Annotated in this window: 18 protein-coding genes, 1 other RNA gene and 1 pseudogene; 11 read left to right on the forward strand and 9 right to left on the reverse strand. The window is 63.6% G+C overall.

Translation table 11 applies throughout. The annotated features are described in order from the left end of the window. Positions 1-52: 52 nt before the first annotated feature. On the reverse strand, positions 53-2,023 hold the full coding sequence (locus tag FFY45_RS13300) for an alpha/beta hydrolase family protein (protein WP_255171961.1): 1,971 nt from the start codon (positions 2,021-2,023) through the stop codon (positions 53-55). A gap of 150 nt (positions 2,024-2,173) precedes the next feature. After that, the gene (locus FFY45_RS13305; RefSeq protein WP_043910434.1) at positions 2,174-2,509 is read right to left on the reverse strand and encodes a DUF3817 domain-containing protein; all 336 of its coding nucleotides are present in this window, start codon (positions 2,507-2,509) and stop codon (positions 2,174-2,176) included. A 347-nt stretch (positions 2,510-2,856) separates the two neighbouring features. Here FFY45_RS13305 and FFY45_RS13310 point away from each other — a divergent pair, with 347 nt between their 5' ends. The 3 genes from FFY45_RS13310 to FFY45_RS13320 all read left to right on the forward strand — a co-directional run bounded on the left by FFY45_RS13310 (position 2,857) and on the right by FFY45_RS13320 (position 5,077). Further along, positions 2,857-3,342: a MarR family winged helix-turn-helix transcriptional regulator gene (locus tag FFY45_RS13310; RefSeq protein ID WP_176340792.1), complete on the forward strand. Its 486-nt coding sequence runs from the start codon at positions 2,857-2,859 to the stop codon at positions 3,340-3,342. Positions 3,343-3,354: 12 nt separating this feature from the next. Then, entirely contained in the window at positions 3,355-4,296 is a 942-nt protein-coding gene (locus FFY45_RS13315; RefSeq protein ID WP_176340793.1) for a CPBP family intramembrane glutamic endopeptidase, read from the forward strand. A 319-nt stretch (positions 4,297-4,615) separates the two neighbouring features. Further along, positions 4,616-5,077, forward strand: coding sequence for a DUF4126 family protein (locus tag FFY45_RS13320; RefSeq protein WP_176340794.1), 462 nt, complete (start codon positions 4,616-4,618; stop codon positions 5,075-5,077). 97 nt (positions 5,078-5,174) lie between these two features. Here FFY45_RS13320 and FFY45_RS13325 read toward each other — a convergent pair. From FFY45_RS13325 to FFY45_RS13345, 5 genes are all read right to left on the reverse strand, one after another. Continuing rightward, a non-coding RNA gene (locus FFY45_RS13325) (sX9 sRNA) lies at positions 5,175-5,250 on the reverse strand. Positions 5,251-5,310: 60 nt separating this feature from the next. Continuing rightward, complete coding sequence (locus FFY45_RS22180; RefSeq protein ID WP_255171963.1) at positions 5,311-6,480, reverse strand: hypothetical protein; 1,170 nt, start codon at positions 6,478-6,480, stop codon at positions 5,311-5,313. 100 nt (positions 6,481-6,580) lie between these two features. Beyond that, positions 6,581-7,555 carry a glutathione S-transferase family protein gene (locus FFY45_RS13335; RefSeq protein ID WP_176340795.1) on the reverse strand — a complete coding sequence of 325 codons (975 nt, stop codon included), beginning with the start codon at positions 7,553-7,555 and terminating at the stop codon, positions 6,581-6,583. Positions 7,556-7,726: 171 nt separating this feature from the next. Beyond that, positions 7,727-8,506 carry an SPFH domain-containing protein gene (locus FFY45_RS13340; RefSeq protein WP_176340868.1) on the reverse strand — a complete coding sequence of 260 codons (780 nt, stop codon included), beginning with the start codon at positions 8,504-8,506 and terminating at the stop codon, positions 7,727-7,729. A 66-nt stretch (positions 8,507-8,572) separates the two neighbouring features. After that, positions 8,573-8,863 (reverse strand): hypothetical protein, encoded by a 291-nt coding sequence (locus tag FFY45_RS13345; protein WP_176340796.1) that lies wholly within the window; start codon positions 8,861-8,863, stop codon positions 8,573-8,575. Between the two features lie 64 nt (positions 8,864-8,927). On the opposite strand from FFY45_RS13345, the gene FFY45_RS13350 reads away from it, so the two are divergent. From FFY45_RS13350 to FFY45_RS13375, 6 genes and pseudogenes are all read left to right on the forward strand, one after another. Next, entirely contained in the window at positions 8,928-10,514 is a 1,587-nt protein-coding gene (locus FFY45_RS13350; RefSeq protein WP_176340797.1) for an SDR family NAD(P)-dependent oxidoreductase, read from the forward strand. A gap of 192 nt (positions 10,515-10,706) precedes the next feature. Next, complete coding sequence (locus tag FFY45_RS13355) at positions 10,707-11,336, forward strand: GntR family transcriptional regulator (RefSeq protein WP_176340798.1); 630 nt, start codon at positions 10,707-10,709, stop codon at positions 11,334-11,336. 167 nt (positions 11,337-11,503) lie between these two features. Next, complete coding sequence (locus tag FFY45_RS13360; protein WP_023905249.1) at positions 11,504-11,644, forward strand: lasso peptide xanthomonin 1; 141 nt, start codon at positions 11,504-11,506, stop codon at positions 11,642-11,644. A gap of 48 nt (positions 11,645-11,692) precedes the next feature. Then, entirely contained in the window at positions 11,693-11,839 is a 147-nt protein-coding gene (locus FFY45_RS13365) for a benenodin family lasso peptide (RefSeq protein WP_176340799.1), read from the forward strand. 109 nt (positions 11,840-11,948) lie between these two features. Beyond that, positions 11,949-12,623: a lasso peptide biosynthesis B2 protein gene (locus tag FFY45_RS13370; protein WP_176340800.1), complete on the forward strand. Its 675-nt coding sequence runs from the start codon at positions 11,949-11,951 to the stop codon at positions 12,621-12,623. Further along, positions 12,623-14,354 (forward strand): annotated as a pseudogene (locus FFY45_RS13375) (lasso peptide isopeptide bond-forming cyclase). Before FFY45_RS13370 ends, FFY45_RS13375 begins: the two are co-directional and overlap by 1 nt. 72 nt (positions 14,355-14,426) lie before the next feature. Here FFY45_RS13375 and FFY45_RS13380 read toward each other — a convergent pair. Together FFY45_RS13380 and FFY45_RS13385 are read right to left on the reverse strand one after the other, a co-directional pair. Next, entirely contained in the window at positions 14,427-16,508 is a 2,082-nt protein-coding gene (locus FFY45_RS13380) for an Atxe2 family lasso peptide isopeptidase (RefSeq protein WP_343204105.1), read from the reverse strand. 69 nt (positions 16,509-16,577) lie between these two features. Beyond that, positions 16,578-19,025, reverse strand: coding sequence for a TonB-dependent receptor plug domain-containing protein (locus FFY45_RS13385; protein ID WP_176340802.1), 2,448 nt, complete (start codon positions 19,023-19,025; stop codon positions 16,578-16,580). A 440-nt stretch (positions 19,026-19,465) separates the two neighbouring features. Between FFY45_RS13385 and FFY45_RS13390 the strand changes: the two genes are divergently transcribed. Then, positions 19,466-19,726, forward strand: coding sequence for a helix-turn-helix domain-containing protein (locus tag FFY45_RS13390; protein WP_343204106.1), 261 nt, complete (start codon positions 19,466-19,468; stop codon positions 19,724-19,726). A gap of 108 nt (positions 19,727-19,834) precedes the next feature. After that, complete coding sequence (locus tag FFY45_RS13395) at positions 19,835-20,635, forward strand: hypothetical protein (RefSeq protein ID WP_255171964.1); 801 nt, start codon at positions 19,835-19,837, stop codon at positions 20,633-20,635. The last annotated feature ends 126 nt before the right edge of the window (positions 20,636-20,761 follow it).

Genomic DNA, 20,761 nt, shown 5'->3' on the forward strand with positions numbered 1-20,761 from the left:
CTGCTCGGCCACACGTTGCATCCGGACAAAACCGGATGCAGCCACCAAGCCCTTACTTCGCCGTGCGGCCGCCCAATTGCTTGTTCAAGAACGCCAGCAAGCGCGTGTAGTACTCACGCCGATGCGCTTCGGTATAGAAGCCATGGCCTTCGTTGGGAAAATACAGGGACTCCACCGGCACACCGGCCACTTTCAATGCGCGCTCCATGCGTTCGGTATGTGCCACCGGCGCTCGCTCGTCCTTGCCGCCTGCAGCCAGAAACACCGGCACCTTGATCTGGCGCGCCAAGGTCACCGGCGAGCGTGCAGCCAAGGTCTCGCGTGCGCCCAGCCAATCGCCCGTCCAGTTCTTGGCCCAGCGCGCGCGACTAGAGTTGTCGCGCGCCAGGATGTCCAGGTCATACACGCCGACGTAGCCGGCAGCACAGCGGTACAAGCCTGGCTCCCTGGCCACGCCCATCAACGCCGCATAGCCGCCATAGCTGGCGCCGTACATGCAGATGCGCGATGCATCGGCCACGCCCTGCGTGATCGCCCAATGCGTGGCGTCGGTGAGGTCGTCCTGCATGCGCCCGCCCCATTCCTTGGCGCCGGCCTGCGTGAACGCACGCCCGTAATTGGCCGAACCGCGATAGTTGACGCGCAGCACCGCATAGCCGGCCGCAGTCAGCAGCTGGGTCTCGTCATCGAACGCCCATTTGTCGAAGATACCGAACGGCCCACCGTGCGGCATCACGATCAGCGGCAACGGCTTGCCGGGCTCGGCGTTCAACGGCTGGGTCAGATAGCCATGCAGCTGCAGACCATCGCGCGCCTTGAAACTCACCTGTTTGCTGGCCGGAACACCATCCGGCGGAAACCATTCGCGGCGGCTGAACACACGGTCCGCACGCTTGCTCACCGTATCGAACAGATAGTAATCGCCGTTATTGCGATCGCTCCACACATAGGCGAGCACGAAGCGGCCATCGCTGGTGGCCGAGGTGATGTACACCGCGTTGTCGCCGAAGGCTTTTTCCAGACTGCGGTACAACCGCGCAGTCGGCGCTTTCTCATCGAAGAAGCGGTTGCGTACCCGATCGCTCATGTAGCTCACACCGATCGGCGTGGTGCCGTCCAGATCCTGCAAAATCCGGTACGGGTCGACGGTGTCGTCGTGCAACAGCGGCGTCGACTTGCCGGTGGCCGGGTCCCACGCCACCACCACGTCGGTGCCGGTGGCCTGCTCCACTTCCAGATAGGCCTGCGTGCCATCGGCAGAAAAGCCAAGCGGAAATTCGCGATGGTGGCTGGTGGCCGAGTCGTTGATCAACTTCCACGGCGCTTGGTCGTTGTCGCGGTAATACAGCTTGCTGGCGTTTTCCACATCCGCCCCGTGCGCAAACCGGATACGCCCCTGCCGGTCGGTGACGAAGCTGGCCCGGCGCACCGGTGAAGTGGCTACCGTGCTGCGTCGGCGCGTGTAGATGTCCAGCTTGTCGATGCGGATGTTCGGGTCGCCGACGAACGGAATCGACGACACCAGGATGTTGCGTGGATCGCCCGGCAAGGTGTCCAGCATGAAGGTGCCCGGATCCAGGTCCATCTTCAACTGCGCACCGTTGATCTCATCGTTGGTGCCGTAGGGGCTGGCCAATAGCCGCCCGTTCTTGCCGTCGGCATCGATCGCATGCAATTGGCCGATGGCCATCGGCTCATCGCGCGAGCCCAGCCGCTGCGCCATCGACACCACAATGCGGTCGTCGTTGGCCCACCAGAAATCGTCCACCACGCTATTGGCGCCGCCGGTCACCTTGGCCGTGGCCACTTTGTCTTCGCGCCGCACCACACCCAACACGGTGCGATCTTCCAACGGCATGGTGATGGCGTAATACGCGCCCGAGGGCGAAATCTTGATGCGCTCGAACTGGTCGTTCCTGAGATACGGCGTCAGATCCAGCGCTTCCTGCGGGGTTTGCGCGTGCACCGGCACCGCCATCAAGCCTGCCAGCGCGGCAGTCGCCACCATCGTCCAATAACGCATTGCTGCACTCCGCTTCTTCCTTGGTCGGCCTATGGTGGCAAAGGCCGTTTGCGGAGTCCATGGTCTGGCGTGACATCGGAGGCGTTGCGTAGCGACATGCCGCGTGCCATGCACGGCATTCTCCGCAGTGCCTAGCTTGCCTTGATGCGCTCAGCCACCGCGGCGTGTCCGTTGACCCAATAAACCGATACGCCGGAACCACATCTCCAACGGCACCGTCACCAACGGCGGCAACGCGGCCAGCAAGCTCAGTGCCCATGCCCACCAAGGCCAACGCAGACGCAATGCGGCAAGCACGCTGACCGCCACATAGAACAGGAACGCGGCGCCATGCAGGCGCCCGAACAGCCACACCACAACCTCGGTGGTGTGGGTGCCGTACTTGAGCAACATACCGAGCAGCAACCCGGCCCAGGTCAGCCCCTCGAAGAACGCAGCCACGGCAAACAGCCGACCCATCGGCGACAACGCAGAAGAAGCACGCATGCAAGACTCCAGACGGACAAGGATTGCCGCGACGCGATGGCGGCGGCGGCGCCCGCTGGCAACTGCATTCTACAGAGCGCCTACCGCATCGGCAGCCCGCCGTATTGCGTAATGACGAGGTTGGAAGCGGCATCTGCAGTCAACCGTGAGGATCTGCTCGCGCAGGTCCATCTGTCTGTGGGCGAGTACGAGCAACGGCGTTACCACCACAACTACGACATGGTCACCGATGCGCAGGCCATGGTGCGGCGCTTGCGCGCACGCGTGCGTGAGGTGCTCTGCAGCGCGCCCCACCCCCCTACTTCTGGCACATGGCGGAAATACGACAGCGCTTATACATTTTGCCAATGCGCACACCCACGCCAACGCTAGGCACCCTTGTCCGGCACCTCATCGAGCAACTCGATGGTGAGCTGGAAGAGGTGTACGCGGCCGCAGGGCTGACCTGGCGACCACGCTATACCCCTGTGTTGCGGGCACTTCTCCGTGTAGGCCCTGCACCCATCAAGGTGCTTGCACAGGAGATCGGCATCAGTCACTCGGCCGCAAGTCAGACCGTGGCCCAGATGACCAAGCAGCGTCTCACCCACCTGAAACCGGGCGCCGACGCGCGCGAACGCATCGTGGTGCTGACACCCAAGGCCAGGAAGATGATCCCCGCATTGCAACGGCAATGGGCCGCGACAAATGCCGCAGCCGCGCAGCTCGATGCAGAGCTGTCGGTTCCACTCTCCAGCATCCTCGGCGAAGCGATCGCCGCCTTGCATCAACGCCCGTTTTCGGCACGCATTGCCACGGCAGCCGCCGCCCTGCCCCGCCCACCCACTCTCTAGCAACCACACCACATGGAGTCGTACATGCACGCACCACTGCAACCGGTTGCCGGACGTTCCTTCACCGGGAATGGACCCACGACGCACCAGATCGAACTGGGTGATCGCAAGTTTCTGCACCCCGGGCGCCTGCGCTGGCTCCGCGCGATTGGCTGGGCAGTGGCGTTGCTTGTCGTGGTTGCCACATTGGCGCCCATGGCCGGCAGGTTTGTCGGCGGTCTGTTCCCCAAGGACTCCGGCCCCCTGCAACTGCTCGCCAGCCTTGTCGGTATCGCGGTCGGGCTGGGTGTCTATGTGCTTGCGGTGCGCCTGGCCGAAGGACGGCGCGCCAGCGAGCTGGCCGTGCGACCGATGCTGCCCCAGGTGATCGCCGGCCTGCTGATCGGTGCGGCCATGTTCGCCACGGTCATGGGCATCATGGCGGTATTCGGGCTGTACGACATCCAGGCGCTGGGCATGGCGCCGGCATGGACGGCAGTCCGCAAGGCCTTGCAGGCGGGCGTGATCGAAGAGTTGCTGTTCCGCGCGATTTTCCTGCGGCTGGTCTGGCGTGCGTTCGGTCCCTGGATCGCCTTCGCCGCGTCTGCCGCGCTATTCGGCTTCGGCCATATCGCCAACCCGCACGCCACGGTCTTTGCTGCGATCTGCATCGCGCTGGAGGCCGGCATCCTGCTGGGCGCGTTCTACGCCTTGACCGGGCGAGTCTGGATGTCGATCGGCGTGCATATCGCCTGGAATTTCACTCAAGGCTACGTCTTCGGTGCAGCCGTGTCGGGCACCGACATGGGTCCGGCGATTGCCCGTAGCACCGCTCGCCCTGGCATCGCCGAATGGCTCACCGGCGGCCCCTTCGGCCCGGAAGCATCGCTGCCGGGCGTGCTGGTGTGCCTTGCCGTGGGCGTCACGGTCCTGTGGATGGCGTGGCGTGCGGGCAAGCTTGCAAAGCAACCGTAAGCGCAGAATGCGCCCACCACGCCGCCTTGCTCACCGACTGGCGGTACGACCGCCGTCAGTCGCGGTCACCGTCAACAGGCTCAAGACCCGAATGTGTTCCTATCGGTCTGATCACACAGTCTGACGCGTCCGCGGAAACCCACGCATCGCGTGACGTCATGATCAGCACCGCATGCTCTGCCCAGGAGCCTGCACATTGCAGGCACCACCTTGCCATCTCGCACACATGTGACGTCATAGGCTTTGCGCCACCACCACGTCAGCGCTTGCTGCAGGGCCCCACCTGCATCACCGAAGGCGCGTCACCGCAGAGGTCCACATGTCCCTGATCCATTCGATCCTGATGGGCGCCGTCGCAGGCATGCGCTCGATGACGCCACTGGCGGCGGTCGCCAATGCGGCCCGCACCGGCAAACTCCCCGCCAACAACGGCGCACCGACGCTACTGGCCAATCCGCTCGCATCGGCCGGCATGCTCGCGCTTGCAGGCGGCGAGCTGGCTGGCGACAAGATGAAGACCGCGCCCGACCGTATCGTGCTGCCCGGCATGATTGCCCGCATCGCCACCGGCGTGATTGTCGGCACGGCGCTGGCACCACGCGAGCAACGCGGAATCGCGGCACTGCTCGGTGCCACCACCGCGGTTGCGGCTGCCTATCTCACCTTCAACGTGCGCATGCGTGCAATCGAACGTTATGGCCAGACCAGCACCGGCATGGTGGAAGACGCCATCTCGGTGGGTGCGGCAACGTTGATCGTGCGCGATGCGGCAAAGCGCTAGCGCTGCGCCCAACTGCCCAGGTACGTCATCTATTTAACCGCTCTCCGCGCAAACCGCGTCAGTGATCGCACTGGCGCGGCTGGCCTTGGTGAAGAGTGGCCAACAAAACGTAGCGAGCGGCCGTCAGGTGGGTGCGGACGGCGCGCAGGAACCGGAGTGTACGAGTGGTACATGCCGATTCCGAGCACCGGCCGCGCCCGCCTGACGGCCGCGCCGTAGTTTTGTTGGCCGCTCTAAATCGGATAAGACGCTTCAGGCATCGCGCTCCATCCCCGCTGTGCGCTCCATGACCAGGACGTGGGTGCCTCGTCACTCCCCTTACGCTTGGCAAGACACACAAGAGTGTTTGTATCGTCGTGCCAAAGCACGTTGGGCTGATGCTGAGGAACGAGCAATCCACTGGGTTGATGATCGACGATCAGCTCCAGCCATGGCGCCAACAGTGGTTCGAGCGGGTCTGCCAGTGCCATCAAACTCTCGGGGAGATAGGCAACCAGTTCAAGCGTGGGCCCGCCCTCTGGCATAGGTGGACGCTGCGCATTCTGCCTATGCCTGGCATGCTCCAGATAGCTTTCTGGAAGCCTGAGGTCGGCAATCTCGACCATGGGTTCCGCGTTCGAATGTGCAATCAACTCCGCGATGCTTGCGGAGAGCATGCGGCCGTTTTTCTCAATTCGGCTGCCCCAGCCGTTGACGTGCGTTTGCGTCACAGCATGGAGTTCGACAAAGGTTTCGACCTTGTTGCAACGATAGACACGTTGGGCATGACGATCGTAGATCAGCAGCCCCCACTGGCCGGTGGTCGGCATCGGCGAGATGAAGTAACGGCCATCTGGGGAGTAGGCGGTAGACGTTCCCACTCCCAACACGACACTCCCGTCGGGAAACAGATAGTCGTACTGCAAGGGCGCGCTGTTGCGAGGCTCATGGCAGCCGATGATGCGCAGAGGCTCGCCTTCCGGTGTCGTCGGCGCAGCATCCATCCATCCCCTGCTGCGCGGTCTTTCCACACCGTCGATACGTGTCAGCGTCAGCGTCGGACCAGGCTCGTCGCGAGCGATTGTCAGACCGGCGATCTTTTGCCACGCCCTACCTACCAGCAGCAGCGCGGCAAAAGATCCACTGCCGATCAAGACACCGCTGACCATCGCGTCGGCGCGCTGGCCCAGGGCAACGCTGACGCCAACGCACGCACCCAGCCACCAGATCCACGTCACCTCCACTTCGCCGCGCAGCTTGTCCTCTATCCACTGAACCAGCAGGGCAACGACCAGGTAGACCCATAAAAGCCCAAACGGCAGCAAGAAGGGAATGACAAAAGGCAGGGCCAAGCGGAACACATCAGCGAGAAGCCGAAGCAGCAACTGGAAAAACGACGGATCCTTGTCTGATGTCGGTTGCATATGCGAAGGCTGGTCAGCGAGATTGCGCGCCTGTCGTGGCGCTTACCACGTTGAATGATCGTTTATTGGTGAAACCAACGCTACACGTAGACAGCACCGCTCAACCACCTCGCCCATGCGGCGCGTCCAGATCCAGCACCGGCCCCACCGGAACGATGCCGGTGGGATTGATCATGTCGTGGCTCTGATAGTAGTGATTTTTGATGTGCTGGAAATTGACGGTATCTGCGATACCGGGCAGCTGGTAAAGCTCGCGTAGAAAGCCGGACAACTGCGGATAGTCGGCAATGCGCCGAAAATTGCATTTGAAGTGCCCCACATACACCGCATCGAAACGGATCAGCGTGGTGAACAGGCGCCAGTCTGCTTCGGTCAGTTGGTCGCCGCACAGATAGCGTTGCTGGCTCAACCGCGTCTCAAGCCGATCCAATGTCTCGAACAACGGCACCACCGCCTCTTCGTACGCAGCCTGCGTGGTCGCAAAGCCCGCCTTGTACACGCCATTGTTGACGCTGTCGTACACGCGCGCATTGACTGCATCGATCTGCTCGCGCAACGGCTCGGGATAGAAGTCGCCGTCTGCAGCGCCAACGTCGTCGAACGCGCTGTTGAACATGCGGATGATGTCGGCAGACTCGTTACTGACCACCGTATTGCGCTCGCGGTCCCACAACACCGGCACGGTCACGCGCCCTGAGTAGTGAGGATCGGCTTTGAGATAGACCTCGTACAGATGCTGCGCATGATGGATCGCATCGCCCACCACACCCGGGCCCTGCGCGAAGGTCCAGCCTTGCTTGCCCATCAGCCAATGCACAACGGAGACGTCGATCATCGACTCCAAGCCTTTCAGCCGACGAAAGATCAGCGTGCGATGCGCCCAAGGGCAGGCCAGCGACACATACAGGTGGTAGCGCCCAGGAGCGGCCTGAAAGCCGCCCTCGCCGTGCGGACCCGCACTGCCATCGCGTGTCACCCAGTTACGAAATCGCGACTGCGACCGTTCGAAACGCCCCTCGCTCTTGTCGGTGTCGTACCAACCGTCTTGCCACTTGCCGTCGACCAACAGGCCCATGGTGTCTTCTCCCACAACAACAGTAAGAAGCAACCCTAGCTCACCCGATTTGGAGAGTGCGTGAGTAGCCTTGCTGGCTTGAGCAAATGCACCAAGCCAAGCGCTGTTGAATATCGAAGACACACATCAAGGCAACAAGCGCGTTGGCTTGCCGTCTATCAGTACCGCACGCTATTTAGCGATCACAGATGTGCCGGACGGCACCATGTAACACGCCTGCGCCTTTTTGCAGGCCTCTGCATTGAGCTCGGCGATCTGGCTGGCGAGGTACTGCTCAGGCGTCAGCCCCATGCGATTGCGGTAGGCGTTGTCGGCATCCGCCTTGGCGACCTGTTCCTGCTCGCGCTGCCGTTCTGCAGTCGTCGCCTCGACCAAGGTTTTGACTCGCTGCTGCTGCGCAGCGGTGAGATTCATCTGCTGCAACACATCCGGATTGGGACGCGTACGGCCAAGCGTGATGTTCTGGATCTGGATCGGTAGGCCTTGTTGCTTGACCAACGCACTCACGTTCTGTGTGACCGCGTCGTCTATCTTTTTGGCGGTGTCCGGATCGCTCATCATCTTGGTCATGTCGTAGCGCTTGACCTGATCGCGCACGATGGAGGCGTACTGGCTGGCGACATTGTTCTTGAACCAATCCTGCCCGAAACCGGACAGCAGCAATGCTGGTGCCGTGATTCGATACTGGATCTGGGTAGAGAAGTCCAACAAGATGTTGTCGCTTGAAGAAAAATCATCGAATGCCACCTGCACGGTTTGCGGCGTCACATCGATATACGAAGCAGAGGTGGTCAACCAGGTGTAGGTCCGGCCAGGATCACGCACGTCGTCCAGGCGGATGCCGCCCTTGCCGAAGAACATGGGTTTGTCCACCAATACAGCCTGCTGCCCCGGATCGGGCGAGACGACGGTACAGGCGCACAACAAGCCAGCTAGCGCAGCGGCCAGCACAACATTTTTCATCGATGTCCCCTTGAACGGTCGGGCGTCAATGCCCTTCCGGTGTGTTACGAAAGATTATCCATTCTTCGACGCGACCGCATCCAGGCTGCACTCAATCCCTACGCGCTGCCGAAGGCGGCCCTGGCAGACGAATGCAATGCTCGCCAGGGCGCCCGCAAGCAGCGTGGCGAGTTGCTCCAACCCGGCCAGATGCACTAACAGCACCGGTTGCGTCGACAACTGCAGTCTGGCCTGGCACCCCATTGGCGTCGACACCCCAGGATCGGCGAAAATAGCCGCCAGCCGGCTGTTCCGGCCTGCTGCAGCAGGGTCCCGGGCCGTCGCGTCGCTGGTCCAGCTGTCCATCGCGGTCCGCCATCAGCTGCCCGCTGCGTTCGCTTCGCTTTCTGCCGCTCTTTTCGGATCCATCTTGAACACCAACGCCCCGCCCCTGCCCGCCGACGACCTGCCCCTCACCGACCGCCTGCGCGTGGCGCTGGACCTGCTGGAGGCCATCGAGGCCGACCGCAGCGTGCTCGACGCGCTGCCCGAGGCCGACCGCGTGCGCCTGCACCAGGTGGTGGCCAAGGTCTATCACCCCGAGCCGAAGGCGCGGCGGCAGCTGCTCAAGCAACGCGAGCGCGAACGGCATCAGGAGAAGGTGCGCAAGGCCGAGGCATTGCTCGAACAACGCGGTATCCGTGCACTGCGGCGCAAGCCAGTGTTCAGCACGCCGAACGTCTTCCCGCCACATGCCGCTGGTCTGCACGACGCGCACAACGGCGAGAACGCAACCGCCACGCCGGAGCCGATGCATTCGCCCGAGCTGCGTCATTGCTACGTGTGCAAGCAGAAGTTCACCCAGCTGCACCACTTCTACGATCAGATGTGCCCGACCTGTGCGGAACTGAATTACTTCAAGCGCACCGAAACCGCCGACCTGCGCGGCCGCGTGGCACTGCTCACCGGCGGGCGGGTCAAGATTGGCTATCAGGCTGGCTTGAAGTTGTTACGCGCTGGGGCCGAGCTGATCGTCACCACGCGCTTCCCACGCGATTCGGCCGCGCGTTATGCGGAAGAGCCGGATTTTGCGCAGTGGGGCCATCGCCTGCAGGTATTCGGCCTGGATCTGCGCCACACCCCCAGCGTGGAAGCGTTCTGCAGCCAGCTGCTGGCCACGCGCGAAAGGCTCGACTTCATCATCAACAATGCCTGCCAGACCGTGCGCCGCCCGCCGCAGTTTTACGCGCACATGATGGCCAACGAAACCGCCGCGCTGGATGCGCTGCCCGACACCGTACAAAAGCTCGTTGGTCACTACGAAGGCCTGCGCACGCCCGAGCTATTGCGCGAAGCCTCGGCCACCGCGCTGCCGGCCGTGCACGGGAGGGGCCTCGCCGATGCCGATGGCCTCACCCGCGCCGCCGAGCTGTCGCAGGTCGCGTTGCTGGACGATGAGCTGGTGGGCCAGGAACATCTGTTCCCCGAAGGCCGTCTCGATCAGGATCTGCAGCAGGTCGATCTGCGCGGCCGCAATTCCTGGCGCCTGCTGATGGCCGAAGTGCCGTCGGTCGAGCTGCTGGAAACGCAACTGGTCAACGCCATCGCGCCCTTTATCATCAACGCGCGCCTCAAACCGCTGATGCTGCGCACACCCGAGCGCGACAAACACATCGTCAATGTCTCGGCGATGGAAGGCCAGTTCTACCGCAACTTCAAGACCACCCGTCACCCGCATACCAACATGGCCAAGGCCGCGTTGAACATGATGACGCGCACCTCGGCGGCCGATTATCAAAACGACGGCATCCACATGAACAGCGTCGACACCGGTTGGGTCACCGATGAAGATCCGGCCGACATCGCCGCGCTCAAGGTGCAGCAAGAACGCTTCCACCCGCCACTGGACATCGTCGACGGCGCCGCGCGCATCGTCGACCCGATCATCCACGGCGCCAACACCGGCGAGCATGTGTGGGGGCAGTTTTTGAAGGACTATGCGCCGACGGATTGGTGAACAAGCCGCAATTTAATCGCAGCTAGATTTGAACAATGGTGCAGGCGCGTTTGCATGGCATGGTGCAGTGATATTGCACCATGCCTGTAATGCTATATCTGCGATGGATTGAAAAAACGCACACGGCCGTCCTCGTGCACCTCTGCATTCCATGTACGATCCAGCCATCGTACGCAGACAAGGAGTTCGGCGATGAGTGCGATTCATTCCAAGAGTGCGTTCGTCTATGAGCAGGTCAGACGTGCGCTGCAATCCGGGCGCTACCTGCCCGGTCAACGGATCGATCCAGGCAAGCTTGCTGGCGAGTTCAATACCAGCGCTACCCCGGTGCGTTTTGCCTTGTATCGCCTGGTCGGCGAAGGGCTGGTTGCCGATCACGCACGCTATGGCCTGCAGGTGCCGTTGCTCACCGAAGTAGCGTTGCGCGATCTCTACGACTGGATGGAGCGCCTGTTGTCGATGGCCTGCGATATCGGCATGGCACCTGTGCCACGCATCATCGTAGCGCCGGAATCGACCACCACGCAGGACGATGTGGTGAAGCAGACCTGGAAACTGTTCGACGCGATCGCGCGCGGCACTTCCCACTGGTCACTACACCGTGCTGTCAAACAGGCCAACGACCGGCTGGCGCCAATACGCCGTGCCAAACAGGGCATGCTCGACGCGGTCGACGACGAGCTGGTGGCGCTAGAGCATCACTGGCAACAACGCGACTTCGTGGCGTTGCAGTCGGCCTTGCAGGCTTATCACGCACGACGCAAACAGGCTGTGCCCCGCATTGTCGCTACGTTGAACGAGCGTAGCCGCGACACGCGATAGTGCATTGGCTGCCTTTAGCAGCGCTAGAAAAGTGCCGTCATTCCGGGCATCGATCACAGACCGGATTTAATTACCGGCGTGCAACGCAGTAATCATTTGAAAATCAAAATCCTCGCTTCTTACCTTGTGCATGTCATGGAGCCCCATGACACAACCAGGAGACAGCGATGAACAGCAACGACACCACCCACAGCGATGCATCCAGCGAGATCACGGTGCTTGGCGTTGCCAGCACCGACACCAAAGGCGGCCCGCTCGCTGGCGAAGAAATCGGCGGCTTCAATGTACCCGGCATTTCCGAAGAATGAACCCGAGGCGTGCCTATGTGCACGCCTCTCCCACCAGGAGTAGAGACCATGGATACCAGCAACAACGACGCTCGCACCACGGCGTTGGAACAGGATCTCATCGTGCTCGGGGTCGCAAGCCTGGACACACAGGGCGGGCCATTGGCAGGCGAAGAAATGGGTGGCATCACCACCCTGGGCATCAGCCAGGACTAGGCACTGCCAACGCGCGGCAGTCGCCATTCGGCTGCAGATGCCGATGAGCACTTCCCAAGCCACGGGGCGCACTCCAACGGTGCGCCCCTTCTCTCTCCAGGATGACGCCATGCATCGCTACACATTGCGCGACGACCTGTCGTTCTGCCGCATTGGCGAGCGCCTGGTGTTCCTGGATGTCGGCAACGACCGCTACTTCCGTCTGCCCAGTGCACAAGAACACTCCCTGCTCGCCTACCTGGCGCAAGACCCGGTATCGGAGCCGGAGATCGACGGCCTTGTCGAACGCGGCCTGCTTGTGCAGCGGTCGCAAGCCAGCGCCGGCCCGCAGCCTTCCGTCATGCCTGTTGCGCGTAGCGCGATGGAGACGCCGATACCAGCGCGACGACCACAGCTGTTTGAACTGTTTGAGGTGCTGGCGCTCGTGCTGTCCACGCGGCTGGCGTTGAAGCGCACTCCGCTCAGCAAGATACTCGGCAGCCTCTCCGCTGGAGCACAGCGCGAGCGGGCGCAGCAAAGCTCGGTCGCCCGGCTCGAGCAACGGCTCACCGATGCGGCATCGGTCTTCCGGCACGCACGCGTGTGGGTGCCGGTCGAAATGCGCTGTCTGCTCGATTCGGTAGCGTTGGCCAGATTCCTACGTAGGCGCCAGCTCGATGCCCGGATTGTCTTCGGCGTCGCACTCGATCCGTTTTCGGCGCATTGCTGGGTGCAGGCGGGCGATCTGGTCCTGAACGACACGGTTGGAAACGTCCACGCGCATACGCCCATCCGGGTGGTGTGATGTACCGCTACATCGCCTTGCTCAACCATCCGCAGACACACCGCGATGGCAACCGCGCCGCTGTCGATGAGGCGCTGCGACAGATCGGGTTACTTCCACGGCTACGCACTGAATGCATCGATCTGTACGCATCAGACGACACGCCCGTGCTCGACATGCCCGGTGGCGGCGCACTGATCGGCCATGTCTTTTCGCGGCGCGACAACACCCCCTTGGTGGACGGCGCATCGCTGCAGGCGTTGTCGGCAGCACAGCGCACGCGGCACCTGATCGATGCGCACTGGGGCGAGTACCTGCTGTTGCACGCACCACACGAGGACCCAGGCACTGTCACCGTCATGCGCGAGCCTTCCGGTGGCGTGGCATGCGTCTATGCGCTACAGCATGGCTTCATCACTTCAGACATCTCGATCGCCATGCATGCGGGTGTGTACACGCGTGAGATCGATTGGGACTCCATCGCCCATCATCTGCACTATCCGCACCTCAAGACCGAGCGCACCGGGCTTGTCGGCGTGCGTGAATTGCTGCCGGGCAGCCAGTTGTGCATCCAGTCCAACCGCAGCAGTGTCGAACAGGTCTGGAGCCCCTGGGATTTCGTCGCAGCACCGCAGCGCCGGCACGACCCGTTCGCCGCACAGGCGCAGGTGCGTCAGGCGGTGGCCTCCAGCGTCACGTGTTGGGCGCAGACCGATGCGTCTGTGCTGCTGGAACTCTCTGGCGGTCTCGACTCGTCCATCCTCGCCGCGTGCCTGAAAGACACCACAGCGCGCGTGGCGTGTTGCAACCTGGTTACGCCGGTACCCGGTGCCGACGAGCGGCACTATGCCCGGCAGATGAGTGACTTGTTGGGCACCGAGCTGATCGTGCGGACACTCGGATTCGATGCGGCGCCGGTCGATTTCGCACCGCCGCCCCATGCGGTCGCGCCCAGCACCTGGTTTCTACAGCATGCCTCCAACGCATTGAAGGAGACCATCGCCGAGCAGCTCGCCGTCAGCAGTTTCTTTTCCGGCGGTGGTGGCGACACCGTGTTCTGCAACACCAGAACCGCCGGGCCTGCCGCAGATGCCTTCCGCGCAGGCGGCCTGCGCGCCGGCTTAACCGCAATCCATGCGCTTGCCGAGCTGCATCAATGCACGCTCTGGAAAGCAGGCAGGTTGACGATGAGGAAACTCCTCGCCAAGGCCGGCCCGCCGCGCAAGCCGGAGCGATCGTTTCTACCAAGCACGCAGGCTGAGGTTCCATTGCAATCGCATCCCTGGTTCGATGCCCCGCCCGGCAGCCTGCCCGGCGACCGCGAACGCATCTTCGATCTGGCCGGCACCCAGGTTCCGCGATGGGTTGGCACGCAGCGCGTCATGGCACCTGCGCATGCCGCTGCTGTCGCAACCGGTGGTGGAGGCCTGCCTGACGGTGCCGAGCTGGATGTGGATCGACGGCGGCCGCAATCGCGCGGTGGCGCGCGATGCGTTTGCTGATGTGCTGCCTGCGCAGATCCTGCGCCGCCGCAGCAAAGGCACCTTCATGAACTACTCCGGCGCGGTCTATCGTCAGGGCGGGCAGCAGATCCGCGATTATCTGCTGCATGGCCGGCTCGAAAGCCAGGGGCTGCTGGACGCCGATGCCCTACGCCACCATTTCGACCACACAGTGGCAGACGGCGACCACAGCGTCATGCGCATCTTCGACCTGTGTGCGGTCGAGAACTGGGTCCGTCATCAAGGCTGATGTTGCCTGCGCTGCGTGGAAGCCTGCCGTGTGCGTGGCAACGTGTGCCACGCACAAACGGCATCACGCACGCTAATCGCCACGCGCCGGCAGCGCCGCCTTGATTGCACGCCAGCGCGCGTACTGCGCGGCCTTTTCCGGCGCAGCGTCCTGGTAATCCTGCAACCAGAAGCGGAACCAATCGACATTGCGCGCATACACCGCCAACTTGTGCTGCGGCTGAAACTTCTGGTGCGGCTCGTTCGGAAACACATACAGCTCGGCACGTTGCGCACGCAGCAGCGGAATGACGTAATCCAGTGCGTACAGATACTCCTGCTCGGAATGCTGAAACAGGATGGGCGCGCGGATCCTGTCCAACTTGAACGCCGGCGACAACGCCTTCCACCGCTCAGGCGTCTGCTCCGGTGCGCCCAGGCCCCACATCTGGCGCAATCCCTTGAAGAAGGGCTCGCCCTTCATGCTGCCAAACAGGTAGTACGTCGGCGACACCACCGGGTTTGCCACCGAGGCGGCGGCCAGCAAGTTCGACTCGGTGGCCGTCCACAGGGTCACCGCACCGCCGAAGCTCAGCCCGCCCATGCCCACGCGCGTAGGATCGATGCCAGCCTGCGCTGACAACAACGCCACCGCACTTTCCACTGCCGCCAGCCCCTCGCCGTGCCGTTCCAGCGCATCCATGGTGTAGCCAGGCAACTGGTTGATGCACAACGCCGAAATCCCCACCTGCGCCAACGCGGCCAGCGGCCACTCGTCACCCACGCCACCGCGCACGAAGCCTGGGCAGCTGTAATAGGTGACGAACAACGGGAGCTTGCCCGCGCCGTCACCGCGTGCCGCAAAGAACTGGCCGCTGTACTGCCGCCCTTGTGCATCACGCCACTGCAATAGCCGTGCAGGCTTCGCACGCGCCATGTCCGCCGCAAGCTCCGCGTTAGGATCGAACAGCACCTGCCGCGCGCCATTTTCCAGGCCGATACGTTCCAGACGTGGCGGGCGATCGGCCTCGGCTGTCACGCACACCAGCGCAGCGGCCGACGCACCGCAGTGTGTGGAGGAATCACGTCCGCCATTGATCAAACCACGCCCCTGCACCACCGCATGCACCTGCCCGGTGGCCGGATTCCAGCGCTGGATGGATTGCGCCAGGCCCAGCGCAGGATCGGTGATGGTGAACAGCACCTCCGCGCTGCCCGGCCGCCACTGCATTGCGGTGATCGCCTTGCCCACGCAGGCCGCCGCCGTGCAGCGCAGCGCCTTGCGTGCACGTGGGCCGGGCAACACCGACAGCGCCACCTGCGGCCGGTATAGCTGGCCGTTGCCATCACCCACACGCGACAGCACCGCCACCGCGTCGCCCTGCGGCGCACGCACGGATTGCCACGCATCACCGTCGATACCGCGCAGCGCACTGACGGGCGGTTCCTCCGCGGGCACCTGCGCAGCGGCGAGCGGCCGTGTGCTTGCCGTTGCCAGGTCCAGCGCCAGCCAGTGCTCCGGCACCTCGGCCGACAACCCGGTGCGATCGAACCACGCCCCACCGAAGCGCTGCGTGGCCAGCCGCCCTTCCACCTTGCCCGAGCGGAATAGGCCCTGCCCCAGCGGCACCGTCTCGTCGATCCGGATGCCCTGCGCATACTCGTCCTGCTCGGCCGCCATCACCTGCGCGCGCGTGGCACCGACGCGATAACGCAGCACCCGCCCATCCGCCTCCAACACGAAATCCTGCACGTCTGCCGGATCGTGGGTTACCGCTAGCGCGCCGGAACCGTCCGCCGCCGCGCGCCACACCGCGATTACGCCATCGCGTAATGCGCGGTAGTACAGCCAGCGGCCATCCGGCGACCACAGCACCTTTGCAGGCAACGCGCCACCGGCCGAATCGCGCAACGGCACACCGCCATCGGCCACACGTCTGGGCGCAGCATCCTGCAGGCCTTGCACATACCAGGTGCTGTCATAGGTATTGCGCTGCACCGATGCCTGCTCGGTACGAAAGGCCACGCTGCGGCCATCCGGCGACAGCGTGGGGCTGGCGATATCCACCACCTCCAGCAACCGCTGCGGCGACACCGTTTGCGCATGGCCCACGCACATACCTGCCACCATCAGCACGCCTGCGAGCAGCAGGCGCCATAGCTTGTGATTCGTCACGCACGCACTCCTCTCAGCAATGCTCAAAAACGGTCGGCTGCACATCGGCTGCAGCAGGCAGCCGACGCATCACCAGTGCTTGGACACCGACACGCTCACGAAGCGACCAATCGCCGAATAGTTGGTGGAGTCGTACGCCGCCACGTACAGCGGCGAGGTCACCCGGTACAACGGCGGATCGCGATCGAAGGCGTTGTCCACCGACACGCCGAACTCCAGCCCGGCCCACGCATCGCGGCGGGCGCCGGTGGCGTAGCGCAACGCCATATCGAGCGTGGTGAACGATGCCGATTCCACCCCATCGGCGCGGTTGCGCACCCCGCCGCGGTAGTTGCCGAACAGCGAGGCAGTGAGCCCGCCCTGTTTCCACACCGCGCCCACGCGGCTGCTCAGCGTGGGCGGGTTGAACAGCGTGCCGGCCAGATCGAACGCCGCTTGCGTGGGCAACGTCTGCTGCGTGCTGTCCAGCCAACTCGCCGAGCCGCGCAAGGTCAGCGTGCCGCGCGCCAACGCCACCTGGTAGCTGCCGCTCAGGTCCAGACCCTCGATGTCCTGCTGCGCCACGTTGGCGTACTGCGTGTAGATGATCGCCGCCACCCGGCCCGGGTCGTAGGCGACGCCGGCAAAGTTGGAGAACCGGCTGGCGAGCGCGATCACATCGGCCTGCGCCTGCGGCGTCGGCGAGCGGTCCACGAACGGCGCGTAGATCGGATTGCGCAAGGCCTGGCTGGCATTGGTGATCGGCTGCAGCACGCGGTTGCTGTAGTCCACCCCGAACCAGGTCAGCTCCGCCTCCAGGCCATCCAGTGCCTCGGGGTGCCAGGCCAGCGAGACCGAGCGGGTGATGGCGCGCTCCGGCTGCAGATCCTGGTTGCCGCCATCGGCCACCAGCACCGTGGTCCCGGCGGGAAAGCCCACCCCGCCGAACGCGCCCGGCTGGAACAGCCACGCCTCCTGCGCGTAGTTGCGCTCGAACAGCGTCGGCGCCTTGAACGACTTGCCCCACGACGCCTTCAAGGTCACATCGCTGCCAGGCCCGTACAGCACGCCGAACTTGGGCGTGGTCACTCCGCCGAAGCTGCTGTAGTCCTCCCCGCGCACCGCCGCTGTCAGCGTCAGCCGCTGCACACCGGGCACGCCTTGCGCCGGGCTCACCAACGGCAGGTTCACCTCCGCATAGGCGAAGCGCGCGCTTTCGCTGCCGTCGATCGTCTCCACGCCACTGACGTGGTTGACGTTGCGGAACGTATTGCTGCGATACCCCACCCCGGCCGCCAGCCGCGCATCGCCTGCCGGGAGCGCGAACAACGGCCCTTCCGCACCCAGCTCGTAGCTGCGGCTGTCGTTGCAGTAGCACAGGTCGGTCACGCTCACCGCACCGCTGGCCAGCGCCGTTTCCTGGCGGTATTGATCGTGCTTGCTGTTGCCGTCGGTGGCACCCAGCGTCAGCGTCCAGTCGCGGGGCAACCACACCACCAGGCTCGGCGAGAGCAGCAGGCTGGTGGTGGTCGGCGTGACCCGGCTGTTGCGGCCACTGACCGCGTAGAAATGCAGCTGGTCGCGTTCGGTGCGTAACGCGTCCAGCCGCAGCTCGGCGTTGTCGCCCAGCGCCTGGTACGCGCTGAGCAGGCCGCTGCGCAGATCGCTGCCGGGATACAGCGTGGACGGGTCGGTGAGTTGCGCGGTGTAACTGCGCTGCCGGCTGTAGATCGGGTCTGCCGAGACATCCTGATACGTGGCGATCAACCCACCACTGCGCCAGGTGGTGCCGGCAGTGACGCTGTATTGCCGAGTGGTGAGCCCGCCTTGCGTGGCCCGCCCGAAGCGCGTACCAACGCTCACCCCGTCGTAGTCGCGCTTGAGGATCACATTGCCAACGCCACCTACTGCGTCCGACCCATAGATCGCCGACGCACCATCGGCCACGATCTCCAGCCGCTCCACCGCCTCCACCGGAATCGCACTGATGTCCACCGCCTGGGTGAACCCGCCATAGGCCAGCCGGCGCCCGTTGAGCAGCGTGAGCGTGGCATCGGCGCCCAGGCCACGCAGGTTCAGGCTCGCACCACCGGTCATGTTCTGGTTCGCGTTGCCCGCCCCGGCCAGGTTGCCGCTCAGCACACCCGGGTTCTGCCCACCGGAGAAGTTCTGCGGCACGCTGCGGATCACCTCGCCCAGATCGCCGAAGTCTTCTTCGCGGATGCGCGCCGCACTGATTGCGATCACCGGCGACGGCACCGCACCGCCCTTGATGCGTGTGCCAGTGACTTCGATGGTCTCCAACTCGGTTGCGGGTGCTGTCGTCGGGGGAATCGCCGCAGGCACCGGTTCGGGAGAGGTGACAGCCGCCGGGTCGCTGGTGCTAGCCGACGCGGGCGCCGGAATGCCGGCCGCCGCTGCCTGATCTATTGCCGCTGCCTGCGGTGCCGCGGCCTGTGCCGTCGCCGCACCTGCCGCCCCGCTGCTCACAGCGAACAGGGCGAGAGAGATGGCGTCGCGTAACGTGCGTGTCTTCATCGAGCGTCCTTTGGCTTGCCTGGGTTGGCCCCGCCGACAGCGCGCTCCGGTCGACCCCGGAGCACGCAGCCAGCTGAGCAAGATCGGTCCTGCACCTGACTGCCGAAACACGGCACCGCTGCGACAGCGGGCCATGATCAGTATTGCTAACTGTTTGCCATACGATCAATCATCGCGCACGCAAAGCACCTCGGTGCCCACTCGGGCCCGACACGCCATCACTGCGCAAGTTGTTGCACTTCCCCCCACTGCCGGCAGTGGTCCCGACGCTCAACTCATCGTTGGCGTCGCCACCGCAGGCACTGCCGCAGCTACGTTTAACGTAGCCATCACACCAAGACTACGTTTATCGTAGTATCGAAGTCAAGCCCGCTTTCGGAAGCTTCCGTGCATCGAAGTCCGGGACGCGCACACCCTTGGTTGAGAAACGACAGCTCCCCGTGTACAGCCGCCGGCTACGCGAGGCGCGCCAGGTCTACGGCCTGTCGCAGCGCAACCTGGGCATCAAGGCCGGCCTGGACGACTTTGTCGCCAGCACCCGCGTCAACCGCTACGAAACCGGCGTCCACCAGCCCGACCTGCAAACCATCCAGCGCCTGGCAAACGCCCTCGATGTGCCGGTGGCCTACTTCTATGCCGAAGAAGACGATCTCGCGCAGATGATTCTGGAGTACCAGCGGCGGAGTAAACCCGCACCCTGAAACATTTGGGTATGGGCCAGAAGAATGGCCGCGGATATGCCGGGCGCGGATCTTCAGGCAACTAGGCATTTCCGTCCCCCGTGTCCTCAAGGAAGCCGGAGCAGACGCATGGATCGGAAGAACAAACTCCCCATTTTGACGAAGGCATGGCTGGCATGTGCGGCACTTGCCACAACGCTATGCCCGGCGCAGCCGCTCGCCAGCGTGCCCGGCTCCGCACCGATCTCGGACAACCCTGCAGCAAGCGTCGCTCTTGCGCCCGGCGAATACATCACGGAAAAGGGATGGGGGCATCTGCTGCTAACCAAGCGCAATGGATCGCTGCGGTTTGCTTTGGAAAGCACCACTGGCCAATCCATGTGCTTCCTGGAAGGCGTGATCGATGGAAGCCAAGCGGTGGCCACAATCGACACGGGCCCCACGGACTGCAGAGTACAGTTCGCAAACACGGCCGAAGGTATCGAGGTGACAAGCCCCACGCCGGTCGAGTGCAAGTCACTCTGCGGCTATAACGGCGGTTTCGAGGCACCTTACCTGCGGGCCAAAGAAGGCTGCAGCCGCAACGCCCTTGCAGGCACGCTCGCAGCATTTCAGCAGCAGTACGACCGCAAGGACTACAAGACGGCATTGACCACCCTGTCTCCGGTACTGGCGCAGTGCGCGCCGACACTGGAATGGGGAGAAGAGGGAGATATTCGCAATGACCTGGCAATCACGCAGTACAAGAACGCGCTATATGCGCAGTGCCTGGAAACCTTGAATGCCTACGCCGAAGACGCAGCAGCAGAAAACGACGCAGTGATGGAGAACTGGCCACCGGTGCTTGCGGATCGCTATCTGGCAATCGTGCGCGCAGCGCGAACCAATCTTGCGTTATGCAGGAAAGGACTGGCCGGGCAAAAGAACTAGAGCATTCAATTCCAAGTTCAATCGATAACACGTGGTGTGCGGTTCATCTCATCGCGATACAAACATGCCCCTGCGCGACCTCACGTCGGGCTTCCGCAGATTCGCAAAGTCGACCACGGCTCAGCC

Source organism: Xanthomonas hortorum, from assembly GCF_011305375.1.
Taxonomy (GTDB): Bacteria; Pseudomonadota; Gammaproteobacteria; order Xanthomonadales; family Xanthomonadaceae; genus Xanthomonas; species Xanthomonas hortorum_E.